The sequence below is a fragment of the Kosakonia pseudosacchari genome, assembly GCF_015167415.1.
GTDB lineage: Bacteria > Pseudomonadota > Gammaproteobacteria > Enterobacterales > Enterobacteriaceae > Kosakonia > Kosakonia pseudosacchari.
Genome location: NZ_CP063425.1, coordinates 3,461,028 through 3,473,304, shown reverse-complemented (window position 1 = coordinate 3,473,304; position 12,277 = coordinate 3,461,028). Strand labels below are relative to the sequence as shown.

General features: G+C 55.9%; 11 protein-coding genes. 7 read left to right on the top strand and 4 right to left on the bottom strand.

The features are described 5' to 3' along the window. The first annotated feature begins 69 nt into the window (after positions 1–69). From nudK to IP581_RS16355, 3 genes are all read left to right on the top strand, one after another. Entirely contained in the window at positions 70–645 is a 576-nt protein-coding gene (gene nudK / locus IP581_RS16365; RefSeq protein WP_086870858.1) for a GDP-mannose pyrophosphatase NudK, read from the top strand. A gap of 122 nt (positions 646–767) precedes the next feature. Further along, the gene (locus tag IP581_RS16360; RefSeq protein WP_097400308.1) at positions 768–1,811 is read left to right on the top strand and encodes a DUF1176 domain-containing protein; all 1,044 of its coding nucleotides are present in this window, start codon (positions 768–770) and stop codon (positions 1,809–1,811) included. Positions 1,812–1,860: 49 nt separating this feature from the next. Then, the gene (locus IP581_RS16355; protein WP_193820867.1) at positions 1,861–2,799 is read left to right on the top strand and encodes a hypothetical protein; all 939 of its coding nucleotides are present in this window, start codon (positions 1,861–1,863) and stop codon (positions 2,797–2,799) included. A gap of 38 nt (positions 2,800–2,837) precedes the next feature. Here the strand turns inward: IP581_RS16355 and tkt are convergent, their stop codons facing one another. Together tkt and tal are read right to left on the bottom strand one after the other, a co-directional pair. Then, entirely contained in the window at positions 2,838–4,832 is a 1,995-nt protein-coding gene (gene tkt / locus IP581_RS16350; protein ID WP_193820866.1) for a transketolase, read from the bottom strand. 21 nt (positions 4,833–4,853) lie between these two features. Then, the gene (tal, locus tag IP581_RS16345) at positions 4,854–5,804 is read right to left on the bottom strand and encodes a transaldolase (RefSeq protein ID WP_086870865.1); all 951 of its coding nucleotides are present in this window, start codon (positions 5,802–5,804) and stop codon (positions 4,854–4,856) included. Between the two features lie 280 nt (positions 5,805–6,084). Between tal and maeB the strand changes: the two genes are divergently transcribed. Beyond that, positions 6,085–8,364 (top strand): NADP-dependent oxaloacetate-decarboxylating malate dehydrogenase, encoded by a 2,280-nt coding sequence (maeB, locus tag IP581_RS16340; protein ID WP_097400312.1) that lies wholly within the window; start codon positions 6,085–6,087, stop codon positions 8,362–8,364. A 412-nt stretch (positions 8,365–8,776) separates the two neighbouring features. Here the strand turns inward: maeB and hemF are convergent, their stop codons facing one another. Together hemF and amiA are read right to left on the bottom strand one after the other, a co-directional pair. Continuing rightward, positions 8,777–9,679 (bottom strand): oxygen-dependent coproporphyrinogen oxidase, encoded by a 903-nt coding sequence (gene hemF, locus IP581_RS16335; RefSeq protein WP_193820865.1) that lies wholly within the window; start codon positions 9,677–9,679, stop codon positions 8,777–8,779. Next, positions 9,676–10,551 carry an N-acetylmuramoyl-L-alanine amidase AmiA gene (amiA, locus tag IP581_RS16330; RefSeq protein WP_193820864.1) on the bottom strand — a complete coding sequence of 292 codons (876 nt, stop codon included), beginning with the start codon at positions 10,549–10,551 and terminating at the stop codon, positions 9,676–9,678. Before amiA ends, hemF begins: the two co-directional genes overlap by 4 nt. A gap of 213 nt (positions 10,552–10,764) precedes the next feature. On the opposite strand from amiA, the gene IP581_RS16325 reads away from it, so the two are divergent. Genes IP581_RS16325 through IP581_RS16315 form a run of 3 tightly spaced genes read left to right on the top strand, consistent with a single transcriptional unit; the run spans position 10,765 to position 12,262 of the window. After that, positions 10,765–11,190: a GNAT family acetyltransferase gene (locus IP581_RS16325; RefSeq protein ID WP_017458925.1), complete on the top strand. Its 426-nt coding sequence runs from the start codon at positions 10,765–10,767 to the stop codon at positions 11,188–11,190. Further along, a complete protein-coding gene (locus IP581_RS16320; RefSeq protein ID WP_193820863.1) occupies positions 11,177–11,626 on the top strand; it encodes a DUF2919 domain-containing protein in 450 nt (149 codons plus the stop codon). Before IP581_RS16325 ends, IP581_RS16320 begins: the two co-directional genes overlap by 14 nt. A 60-nt stretch (positions 11,627–11,686) precedes the next feature. After that, positions 11,687–12,262: an RpoE-regulated lipoprotein gene (locus IP581_RS16315; protein ID WP_193820862.1), complete on the top strand. Its 576-nt coding sequence runs from the start codon at positions 11,687–11,689 to the stop codon at positions 12,260–12,262. Positions 12,263–12,277: the final 15 nt, after the last annotated feature.

Here is a 12,277-nt window from a genome sequence, read left to right as displayed (position 1 = left end):
AAACAGGCTTCACGGCGTCACGCTTAGCAGCGTAGTATTATGCAAAGTTATTAGCGCTCTGGAGCCTGTATGTCGCTGAAAATTGAAGTTATCAAAGATAAAATCCTCTCTGAAAATTATTTTGTCCTGCGCAATATCACCTACGATTTGACCCGTCAGGACGGCGAAGTGGTGCGTCATAAACGTGAAGTGTATGACCGGGGCGATGGCGCCACTATCCTGTTGTATAACCGTGAAAAGCAGAGTGTGGTGCTGATCCGCCAGTTCCGCATTGCCACGTGGGTGAATGGCAACGTGGATGGTCGCCTGATTGAAACCTGCGCCGGATTGCTCGATGACGATGAGCCGGAAGTGTGCATCCGTAAGGAAGCAATTGAAGAGACCGGCTACCAGGTTGGCGAAGTGCGCAAAGTATTTGAGCTGTATATGTCGCCGGGCGGGATAACGGAAATTGTCCACTTTTTTATTGCGGAATATAACGACGCGCAGCGCGCGAATAACGGTGGTGGCGTGGACGATGAAGACATCGAAGTGCTGGAGTTGCCCTTCCGGCAAGTCTTAGCGATGGTCGCCAGCGGTGAGCTCCGTGATGGCAAGGCGGTGATTTTACTGCAATATTTGCAAATGTCTGGCTTAATGGACTGAAATGTATAGAGTTATTAGCTTCCCTTTCAGATGAAGCTATCCGATAAATCCGATTGAGCAAGCCAACCGGGAAATAGAATATACGCAGGTTCTGCGTCTATTCTTCCGGGGTTGTGCCAACCATGCGTTACCGCAGCGTTTTGACTTTGTTCTTCGGCCTTCTGGCCGCACCGTTGCTGTGCGCTGCGCCCGCGCAACAAACCTTTTCCGACTGGCAGGTCACCTGTAATAACCAGAACTTTTGTGTGGCTCGCAATATTGGTGAGCACCAGGGACTGGTAATGACGCTGGAGCGCAGCGCGGGTGCGCGCACCGATGCTACACTGCGTATCGACTACGGCGGCATTGACGCGCCGATCACCAAAGAACCGCCGATTGCCGGGCGCTTACTCTTTGACGGTCAGCCACTGGCGCTGGCTGGCGAACGCTGGCAAATCACCCCGTGGCATCTGGTGACGGATAATACCGATGCCATCACTTCGTTTTTAAAAAACATTCAGGAAGGCCAGTCGCTTACCCTGCAAGGCAGCAAGGGCACGATTTCTCTGCTGGGGCTAAAAGCGGCGCTACTGTTTATTGATGCGCTGCAAAAACGCGTTGGCAGCGAAACGGCATGGATCAAAAAGGGCGATAGCCCCTCGTTAAGCGTTCCGCCCGCACCTGCGTTGAAAAAGGTCGCCACGGCCAACGTTGCGCCAACCCCGCTGACGCACCAGGAGTTGAACGATTTACTGGATTACGGCACCTGGCGAATGAACAGCAGCCAGTGTTCGCTGGACCCAATGCGCCGGCAGGTGCGCGTGAGCGCGCTAACTGATGATAAAGCGTTGTTATTGATCGACTGTGAAGCGGGTGCCTATAACCTGGTTGAACGCGCGTGGCTGGTATCGCGGGAAAAACCGTTTGCCGCACGGCTGGTGCGCCTGCTGCTGCCTTTCACGCCGGATAACGGTAACGATGAAATGGAACTGATGAACGCGGCGTTTGATGAGAAAACCCGCGAGTTAACCACGCTCTCCAAAGGCCGCAGCCTGGCGGATTGTGGCGTGTCGAGCCGCTGGCGTTTTGACGGTCAGCGCTTTCGCCTGGTGCGTTACGCGCAGGAGCCCTCCTGCGATAGCTGGCACGGCCCCGATGCGTGGCCAACGCTATGGGTGACGCGCTAACCCTTCGCTGACATAATCCCTTGCGGATATTTTTATCGGGAAGGGAATAATGAAACGCTTTTACCCACAATGGCTTGCGGCCTGCGTGCTCTTTTTTGCCGTTCTGCCTGCACAGGCTGAACTGACCTCAGCGGATAAACAGAGTATCGCCCAGCTTGTCGATGTCTGGAATAACCACCTGAATGGCAATGCCCGGGCAACCGGCAACGATCTCTATGCGGCCCAGGTCGAATGGTTTGGCCAGCGTCTTGAGCGCGACGAGGTGCTGCGTCGCCAGCAAGCGTTCACCTCTCACTCACCGCACTATGCGCAGCGGATTATCACCACGCTTGATATCGCCGAAGATGAGGTGGGTGATGTCCAGGTTGAGTTTGTCAAACAAGCCGGACTTGATGAAAAACAGGTAAAGAATTATCCGGCACAACTAACCTTCAGCAAGCGGCCTGAAGGCTGGCGTATTAGCGGCGAAACCGATTTGCTCACCCGCCTGAATCAAAAAGAGGCGTCGGTGCAGGGGCTTTTGACCAAAGGCAAGTTTGACGGCAACAGCAAAGATGTCGTGTGGGTGAACGCGCGTGACCCCAAAACCGGCGGCAGCTGCGATGAAGAGGGCGACTGTGAATGTAAACTCTGGAGCAGCAACCCGGCTGTACAACCGGCGGTGGTGCCGCAGTGCATTGGTGGCGGAGTGGAAACGCTGTCGCAGCTCGATGATAGCGGGCGCGATCGGGTCGTTGTGTTCCCGCAGTGGTGGACCAGCGCCTGGCGGGTGGTCTATGTCTTCGATATCCAGCATGGGCAATGGACGAAAGCGCTGCCTTCGTTTCCCATCAACATCAATATTCAGGAAGACGATGACGCCGCCACGCTGGTGAAACGCGATACGCAGCACAACGGCAATGTGCTGGTGAAAAAAGCGCTGTGGGATGAAAAGCAGGAAGACATCGTCACGCCGCAGGAGAGCGAGCCGTTGCTGGTGGTGAAATAAAAGTAGCGCGCCAGCCGTAGACACTGGCGCGCCCACGCTTATTTTTTCAGTACCGCTTTGGCTTTTGCCACCACGTTCTCGACCGTGAAGCCAAAGTAAGGGAACAGCTTCTCGGCAGGCGCCGATTCACCGTAACCGGTCATACCGACAATTGCCCCTTTCAGGCCAACATATTTGTACCAGTAATCGGCGATCCCAGCTTCAACCGCCACGCGCGCACTCACCTCCGACGGCAGCACCGATTCGCGCCAGGCCTCATCCTGCGCGTCGAAAATATCGGTCGACGGCAGTGATACCACGCGCACCTTATGGCCTTCTTGAGTCAGTTGCTCCGCCGCGTTGACGGTGATCTCCATCTCCGAACCGGTAGCGATCAGGATCAGATCCGGTTTGCCGTCGCAGTCTTTCAGGATATAACCACCACGGCTGATGGCCTGCACTTGCTCCGGAGTGCGCTCCATTTGCGTGAGGTTCTGGCGCGAGAGGATCAACGCCGTCGGGCCATGATGGCGCTCGATCGCCAGCTTCCAGCCGACAGCCGCTTCCACCTGGTCACACGGACGCCAGGTGCTGAAGTTTGGCGTTAAGCGCAGACTGGCGAGTTGCTCTACCGCCTGGTGCGTTGGGCCGTCTTCCCCTAAGCCAATCGAATCGTGGGTGTAAACCATGATCTGCCGGGCTTTCATCAATGCCGCCATACGCGCCGCGTTGCGGGCATATTCAACAAACATTAAAAAGGTAGCGGTGTAAGGCACAAAACCGCCGTGGTGCGCGATGCCGTTGGCAATGGCGGTCATACCAAATTCACGCACGCCATAGTGAATATAGTTCCCGGCCAAATCCTCTTTCAGCGATGTTGAACCCGACCAGATGGTAAGGTTACTGGGGGCGAGGTCAGCGGAGCCGCCAAGCAGCTCCGGCAGAATTGGCCCATAGCTGTTGAGCGTGTTCTGCGAGGCTTTACGGGTGGCGATTTTCGCCGGGTTGGCCTGCAGCTTATTGATCCAGTCGGTGGTGGTTTTCTCCCAGCTTTCCGGCAGTTCGCCGCTCATACGGCGTGTAAACTCGGCCGCCAGATCCGGGTATTCCCTGGCCCAGACAGAAAATTTTTCATTCCATTCCTGCTGTTTTTTCGCGCCGCGCTCGCGGGCATCCCACGCCTGGTAAATCTCTTTCGGGATCTCAAAGGCCGGGTATTTCCAGCCGAGTTTCTGCCGGGTGAGCGCCACTTCTTCTTCACCGAGCGCTGCGCCATGCGACTCCTCTTTACCGGCTTTGTTCGGTGAGCCGAAACCAATCACCGTACGGCAGATAATCAGTGACGGCTTATCTTTCACGCTTTGCGCTTCTTCAATGGCTTTTTTCACCGCCTCAGGTGAATGCCCGTCGATATCGCCAATCACATGCCAGTTATAGGCCTCGAAGCGTTTAGCGGTGTCATCCGTAAACCAGCCCTCAGTTTCGCCATCAATCGAGATGCCGTTGTGATCGTAAAAGCCAATCAGCTTGCCGAGCCCCAGCGTACCCGCCAGCGAACAGACTTCATGGGAAATGCCTTCCATCAGGCAGCCATCGCCCATAAACACATAGGTGTAGTGATCAACGATGTCATGCCCCGGTCGGTTGAATTGTGCTGCCAGCGTACGCTCGGCAATTGCCAGCCCGACGGCGTTCGCCAGCCCTTGTCCAAGCGGGCCGGTGGTGGTTTCCACGCCCGGCGTATAGCCGATCTCCGGGTGGCCTGGGGTTTTAGAGTGGAGCTGGCGGAAATTTTTCAGCTCTTCCAGCGGCAGGTCATAACCACTGAGGTGCAGCAGGCTATATAACAGCATTGAGGCATGACCGTTAGAGAGGATAAAACGGTCGCGATCGTACCAGGTGGGGTCTGCCGGGTTATGGCGCAGAAAATCATTCCACAGCACTTCGGCGATATCCGCCATCCCCATCGGGGCGCCAGGGTGGCCAGAATTGGCTTTTTGCACCGCGTCCATACTCAGGGCGCGAATGGCGTTTGCAAGCTCTCTACGGGACATAATTCACTCCATGGCAAAGGGTTAAAGTTTAGCGGCGAGCAGATCTTCGAGTTTGCGTTGATCGACGGCGAACTGGCGGATGCCATCGGCCAGCTTATCGACGGCCATCGGGTCCTGATTGTGCTCCCAGCGGAATTCCGCTTCTGTTAATGGTTCCGGGCGATGGAAGGTCTGGCGCGAAGGCACCAGCTTGCGTTCAACGACGCCCTCCTGCGCTTGTAGCTCTTTCAGCAGCGCCGGAGAGATGGTCAGGCGGTCGCAGCCCGCCAGGGCGAGGATCTGCTCGGTGCGACGGAAACTGGCACCCATCACAATGGTTTCATAGCGGTGCTGTTTGTAGTAGTCGTAGATATTGCGCACCGACTTCACGCCGGGATCTTCATCCACCACATACGGATCGAGCGGTTTGCGATCGTTATACCAGTCGTAAATACGGCCAACGAAAGGCGAAATCAAGAACACACCCGCTTCGGCACAGGCGCGCGCCTGGGCAAACGAGAACAGCAACGTCAGATTGCAGTTGATGCCCTCTTTTTCCAGTTCTTCCGCCGCGCGGATGCCCTCCCAGGTCGACGCCAGTTTGATCAAAATGCGTGATTTATCGATGCCTTGATCTTTGTACAGCGCGACGAGCTGGCGGGCTTTGGCAATGCTTTTCTCCTTGTCATAAGAGAGGCGGGCGTCAACCTCGGTGGAGACGCGTCCCGGGATGCTTTTCAGAATTTCCGCACCAAAATTAACCGCCAGTTTGTCGCTGGCTTCTGCCACTTGCTGCTCCTGGGTTTTACCGCGCGCTTTGCCATAAGCGATGGCATCGTCAATCAGATGCGAGAAGTGCGCCAGCCCGGCCGCCTTCAGCAGCAGGGAAGGGTTGGTGGTGGCATCTTCCGGCTGATAGTGGCGAATGGATTCAATGTCGCCGCTGTCGGCCACCACGGTAGTGAATTGTTTGAGGCCGTCTAAGTGATTCATGAAAAATAACTCCTTTAAAAGCAATGGATTACTGGAGTGCTTTCTGTCGCACTTTTGTAAGGATGAGAGGTGCATAACAAAAAAGCATAGCAGACGCGCCCGCGCCCTGCGTTTTGCGGCACGTAACAAAGTTGCGATAAATTGATAACAATTTTGTTTATGTCATGGCGAGATTTTGGCTATGTTCAAAGTTTATGCGGGCGACAGAGGCCATACTATGCGGCGCATTGGGATAGACATCGCACGTTTCACTCTGAAAACAACGTGAAAGGAACCTCAAATGGACGACCAACTAAAACAAAGTGCCCTCGATTTTCACGAATTCCCCCGTCCGGGGAAGATTCAGGTCTCCCCGACTAAACCGCTGGCCACACAGCGCGATCTCGCGCTGGCCTACTCCCCTGGCGTCGCCGCGCCTTGTCTTGAGATCGAAAAAGATCCGCTGGCGGCCTACAAATACACCGCGCGCGGCAATCTGGTCGCCGTGGTATCCAACGGTACTGCGGTCCTCGGCCTGGGTAATATCGGCGCGCTGGCCGGTAAACCCGTTATGGAAGGCAAAGGCGTACTGTTCAAAAAATTCGCCGGAATTGATGTGTTTGATATTGAAGTGGATGAACACGATCCGGACAAACTGATCGATGTCGTCGCCGCGCTGGAACCGACCTTTGGCGGCATCAACCTGGAAGACATCAAAGCGCCGGAGTGCTTCTACATTGAAGCGAAGCTGCGCGAACGTATGAATATCCCGGTATTCCACGACGATCAGCACGGTACAGCGATTATCAGCACCGCCGCCATTCTCAACGGCCTGCGCGTGGTCGAGAAGAACCTCTCCGATGTGCGCATGGTGGTTTCCGGCGCGGGCGCGGCGGCGATTGCCTGTATGAACCTGCTGGTGGCGCTTGGGATGCAGAAACACAACATTGTGGTCTGCGACTCGAAAGGCGTTATCTACAAAGGCCGCGAGCCGAACATGGCGGAAACCAAAGCCGCTTATGCCGTTGACGATGACGGCAAACGCACGCTGGCGGATGTCGTTGCCGGTTCGGACATCTTCCTTGGCTGCTCCGGGCCGAAAGTGCTGACCCCGGAGATGGTAAAAGGCATGGCGCGCCAGCCGCTGATCCTCGCGCTGGCGAACCCGGAACCGGAAATCCTGCCGGATCTGGCGAAAGCGGTGCGCCCGGACGCCATCATCTGCACCGGGCGTTCCGATTACCCGAACCAGGTGAACAACGTGCTCTGCTTCCCGTTTATTTTCCGTGGCGCGCTGGATGTTGGTGCGACGGCGATTAACGAAGAGATGAAACTGGCGGCGGTCAACGCCATCGCGGAACTGGCGCATGCCGAGCAGAGCGAAGTGGTGGCGTCGGCCTATGGCGACCAGGATCTCAGTTTTGGCCCGGATTACCTGATCCCGAAACCCTTCGACCCGCGTCTGATTGTTAAAATCGCGCCCGCGGTAGCGAAAGCGGCAATGGCATCCGGCGTGGCAACGCGACCGATTGCCGATTTCGATGCGTATGTCGATAAGCTCACCGAGTTTGTCTACAAAACCAATCTGTTTATGAAGCCGATCTTCTCGCAGGCGCGCAGCGCACCGAAACGCGTAGTGCTGGCAGAAGGTGAGGAGCCACGCGTGCTGCATGCCACGCAGGAACTGGTGACGTTAGGGCTGGCAAAACCCATTTTGATTGGCCGCCCGAGCGTCATTGAAATGCGAATTCAGAAACTCGGTTTACAAATCCGCCCGGGCGTGGATTTTGAAATCGTCAATAACGAGTCCGATCCGCGCTTTAAAGAGTACTGGATGGAGTACTTCAACATCATGAAACGCTGTGGCGTGACGCAGGAGCAGGCGCAGCGCGCGGTGATCGGCAATACCACCATTATCGGTGCGATCATGGTCCATCGCGGCGAAGCGGATGCGCTGATTTGCGGCACTATCGGCGATTACCACGAGCACTTTAAGGTGTTGCAGCCGATCTTCGGTTATCGCGACAACGTTCATACCGCAGGCGCGATGAACGCGCTGCTGCTGCCGAGCGGCAACACCTTTATCGCCGATACTTACGTCAATGAGGATCCGAGCGCGGAAGAACTGGCGGAGATCACCATTCTGGCGGCGGAAACGGTGCGCCGTTTCGGCATTGAACCGCGCGTGGCGCTGCTTTCGCATTCGCAGTTTGGTTCCTCGAACGCGCCGGCGGCGGTGAAAATGCGCGATACGTTAGCGCTGGTGCGTGAACGCGCGCCGGAGTTAATGATCGACGGCGAAATGCACGGCGATGCGGCGCTGGATGAGAGTATTCGCCATGAGCGCATGCCGGATAGCCCGCTGAAAGGGGCGGCGAATATCCTGATTATGCCGAACGTTGAAGCGGCGCGAATCAGCTACAACTTGCTGCGCGTTTCCAGTTCGGAAGGGGTGACTGTCGGGCCGGTACTGATGGGCGTGGCGAAACCGGTACATGTGCTGACGCCGATTGCCTCGGTGCGGCGTATTGTCAACATGGTTGCGCTGGCGGTAGTGGAGGCGCAAACGCAGCCGCTGTGAATGTGAGGCTGGCTATTCGGCAAGCCAGCCTAATCCACTGAATGAGGAATCGTTCCGTTCACCACGAGAGCGGCAGACACTTAGACATAGCGTCACGCGAACGGGAAAAGGGGAGCTGCCGCGCTCCCCTTTTCAATTCCCGCGACTCCGCGAGAAATCGGTGCTTCGCACTGCGCTCACCTCTCGCGCATCTGTCTGCGGTCGGCTCGACTCGCCGCCGTGGCTCGACTCGCCGCCGTGGCTCGACTCGCCTCTGGCCGCCATCCCTGGTGTCCAGACCTTGCCATCTGTGCTTCGGTTCGCCGATTTCAGCGGAGGCACAACCCCGGTGCTATAAGATCTGTACCTGAAAAAGGCAGATACGTTGCGGTAACCATTGTTACAGGCAGAAAATGCCGGGTGACACGATAAGCTAAACCCAGTCTCTGACTTTTATAAACTCGCAAAGGGCGGCTTCCGGGCTGCCTTCTGCGGGCTGATAATTGTATTCCCAGCGCACCAGCGGCGGCATCGACATCAGAATGGATTCGGTGCGCCCGCCGGTTTGTAAGCCAAACAGCGTGCCGCGATCCCACACCAGATTAAACTCCACATACCGGCCGCGACGGTAAAGCTGGAAGTCGCGCTCGCGCTCGCCGTACGATAAAGCCTTACGCCGCTCCACAATCGGTAAATAAGCGTCGAGGTAGCCATTACCCACCGCTTGCATAAAGCGAAAGCAGTGATCGAAATCCGGCGTGTTGAGATCGTCGAAAAACAGCCCACCAATGCCACGCTGTTCGTCACGGTGTTTAAGGTAGAAGTAATCGTCGCACCACTTTTTATAGCGTGGATACACCTCTTCGCCGAACGGCAAACAGATATCGCGCGCGGTGCGGTGCCAGTGGCGGGCATCGTCTTCAAAACCGTAGTAGGGGGTTAAATCAAAGCCGCCACCAAACCACCACACCGGTTCCGCGCCCGGTTTTTCGGCGATAAAGAAGCGCACATTGGCATGGCTGGTTGGCACATACGGATTACGCGGGTGAACCACCAGTGAAACGCCCATCGCTTCGAAACTGCGACCCGCCAGTTCCGGGCGGTGCGCGGTGGCCGACGCTGGCATTGCGTCACCGTGGACATGCGAAAAATTGACGCCCGCCTGTTCAAACACGCTGCCATCGCGCAGCACACGGCTGCGTCCGCCGCCGCCTGCGGCACGCGTCCACGCATCTTCAATAAATGTCCCGCCATCAAGGGCGCTCAACTGGTCACAGATCTTGTCCTGCAAATTCAGCAGGGCATTTTTAACCGGGTGGATATCAGGCGTGGTCATCCGCGTCTCTTCGTGTGGGCTTTGTGATTATCAAACCAGCTAAAATAGCTGAGTACCCCGTCGGCGATGGCGCTGGCGATTTTCTGGCGAAACGCCGCCGTGCCGAGCAGCTTCTCTTCTGCCGGGTTGGTGATAAAGGATGTTTCCACCAGCACGGACGGTATCGAAGGCGATTTTAGCACCACAAATGCTGCCTGTTCTGTGTTGCGGCTATGCAGGCGATGTACCGGTTTGATCTGCTTGAGAATATGCGAGCCGAGCGTCAGGCTGTTTTTAATGGTGTCGGTTTGCACTAAATCGAACAGCACTTGCTGGAGCAGGTGATCTTTGTCTCTGGCTTTTTTCCCGGCCAGATCGTCGGCGGCGTTTTCTTTATCCGACAGGTATTTCGCCATCGCGCTACTGGCGCCGCGATTGGAAAGCGCAAACACCGACGCGCCCGCAGCGCTTGGATTGGTGAAGCCATCGGCGTGGATCGACATAAACAGATCCGCACCGTGCTGGTGGGCAATCTCTACGCGATCATAAAGCGGGATAAATTTATCGCCGGTACGCGTCAGGCGCGCGTCAATGCCCTGCGCACGCAACTGAGCGCGGACGTTTTTGGCGATCGCCAGCACCACGTGTTTCTCTTGCGAACCGTTATGACCGATCGCGCCGGTATCAATACCGCCGTGGCCCGGATCAAGCATCACAATGCGTTTCGTGCCGGCTTTCTTTGCTTTCGGCTTGCTGTGCCCGGTGGTGGTTTTGAGTGGTGTCTCGTCCTTCGCGATAGCGCGAGACATGCCCGTTAACGTCAGGGCGGCCAGGCCTGCTTTCAGCACCTGACGACGCGAGGTAAGTGTTTTTAAAGGTTTAAAGGTGCTCATACGCCTGAATTGTCTTATTCGTGGTCCCTGGTGTTATATCGTATCGTGTTTGCCGTTACGACTATCCGTGTGAACTAATGTTTTACTTTTCATTTCAATACGTGACAGAGTGACATTATGCCAAATTTCAGCGCTGAAGATGCCGGATATTGGCTACAGCGGCGCTTAGGGCCATAATCTACGTTTACACAGCTGAAAATGACGGGGAATACCATGGAGATACGCGTTTTTCGCCAGGAAGATTTCGAAGAAGTGATCACCTTGTGGGAGCGTTGTGAGCTGTTGCGACCATGGAACGATCCGGAAATGGATATTGAACGCAAAGTGAATCACGATGTGAGCCTGTTTCTGGTGGCTGAAGTGGGCGGTGAAGTGGTCGGTACGGTGATGGGCGGTTATGATGGCCATCGCGGGTCGGCTTATTACCTCGGCGTCCATCCGGAGTTTCGCGGGCGCGGCATCGCTAACGCCTTGCTGAGTCGGCTGGAGAAAAAGCTGATTGCCCGCGGCTGCCCGAAAATTAACCTGATGGTGCGGGAAGATAACGAGATGGTTATCGGCATGTATGAGCGCCTCGGTTATGAACATATGGATTCGGCCAGTCTGGGCAAGCGTTTAATTGAAGATGAAGAGTACTGAGATTTATCCCGCCGATTACGATAACCACGGTCGCCTGAAACTCCCTTTTCTGTTCTGGTGCGTGTTGCTGCTACAGGCACGCACCTGGGTGCTGTTTGTGATTGCGGGGGCATCGCGCGGGCAGGGCGACGCGCTGCTCGCGCTGTTTTACCCCGATCACGATGATTTCTGGCTGGGCTTGCTGCCGGGTATACCGGCGGCATTGACCTTTTTACTGAGCGGTCGCCGCGAACATTTTCCCCGCCTGTGGCGCGCACTCTACCCGCTGGTATTGCTGGCGCAACTGGTGCTGCTGGTGTGGCAACCCTGGCGCTGGTATACCGGCGAGGCGCTTTCCGGTGTTGGGCTATTTCTGGTTATCGCCGATCTTTTTGCGCTGTGGTGGCTGGCGGCAAACCGGCGTCTTCGGGCCTGTTTTTCCCTTGCTCAACATTAAGCGGCACTTTTTTGACTTCCGGGACTCCAACAGGCGTTCAATGAATAAAAGGAATGAAGCATGAAATCCCTGCGTACACTTATTTGCGTTCTGCCGCTGGCGTTAACTGGCTGCTCGACGCTGGCTTCCGTCAACTGGTCGGCGACCTATCCGTGGAACTGGTTTGGTTCATCTGTTGAGGTGAGCGACAACGGAGTCGGCAACATCTCCGCCAGCACGCCGCTAAATGAGCAGGCAATTAATGATGCGCTGGGTGGCGATTACCATCTGCGTAGCGGTATGAAGACGGAAAAAGGCAGTATCGTTCGTTATTTTGAAGCGCTAAAAGACGACAAACTGGCGCTGGTGGTGAACGGAGAAAACGGCGCGGTCAGCCGTATTGATGTGCTGGACAGCGATATCACCACCGACAAAGGGGTAAAAATCGGTACGCCGTTCAATACGCTGTTTGATAAAGCGTTCGGTAACTGCGTGAAAGGCGCGGGTGATGACAGCGTGGGCGTAGAGTGTAAAGCGCCGGGTAGCCAGCATATTAGCTATGTATTTACCGGTGAATGGAGCGGTCCGGAAGGGTTGATGCCATCCGATGATGCACTGAAAAACTGGAAAGTGAGCAAGCTTATCTGGCGCCGTTAATTTGATCTCAACTCG

Bases quoted from the DNA above. Each gene is read 5' to 3' on its own strand.
- tal (WP_086870865.1), bottom strand. From the start codon at position 5,804: ATGAATCACTTAGACGGCCTCAAACAATTCACTACCGTGGTGGCCGAC.
- IP581_RS16355 (WP_193820867.1), top strand. From the start codon at position 1,861: ATGAAACGCTTTTACCCACAATGGCTTGCGGCCTGCGTGCTCTTTTTT.
- hemF (WP_193820865.1), bottom strand. From the start codon at position 9,679: ATGACCACGCCTGATATCCACCCGGTTAAAAATGCCCTGCTGAATTTG.
- tkt (WP_193820866.1), bottom strand. From the start codon at position 4,832: ATGTCCCGTAGAGAGCTTGCAAACGCCATTCGCGCCCTGAGTATGGAC.
- IP581_RS16315 (WP_193820862.1), top strand. From the start codon at position 11,687: ATGAAATCCCTGCGTACACTTATTTGCGTTCTGCCGCTGGCGTTAACT.
- IP581_RS16360 (WP_097400308.1), top strand. From the start codon at position 768: ATGCGTTACCGCAGCGTTTTGACTTTGTTCTTCGGCCTTCTGGCCGCA.
- maeB (WP_097400312.1), top strand. From the start codon at position 6,085: ATGGACGACCAACTAAAACAAAGTGCCCTCGATTTTCACGAATTCCCC.
- amiA (WP_193820864.1), bottom strand. From the start codon at position 10,551: ATGAGCACCTTTAAACCTTTAAAAACACTTACCTCGCGTCGTCAGGTG.
- IP581_RS16325 (WP_017458925.1), top strand. From the start codon at position 10,765: ATGGAGATACGCGTTTTTCGCCAGGAAGATTTCGAAGAAGTGATCACC.
- IP581_RS16320 (WP_193820863.1), top strand. From the start codon at position 11,177: ATGAAGAGTACTGAGATTTATCCCGCCGATTACGATAACCACGGTCGC.
- nudK (WP_086870858.1), top strand. From the start codon at position 70: ATGTCGCTGAAAATTGAAGTTATCAAAGATAAAATCCTCTCTGAAAAT.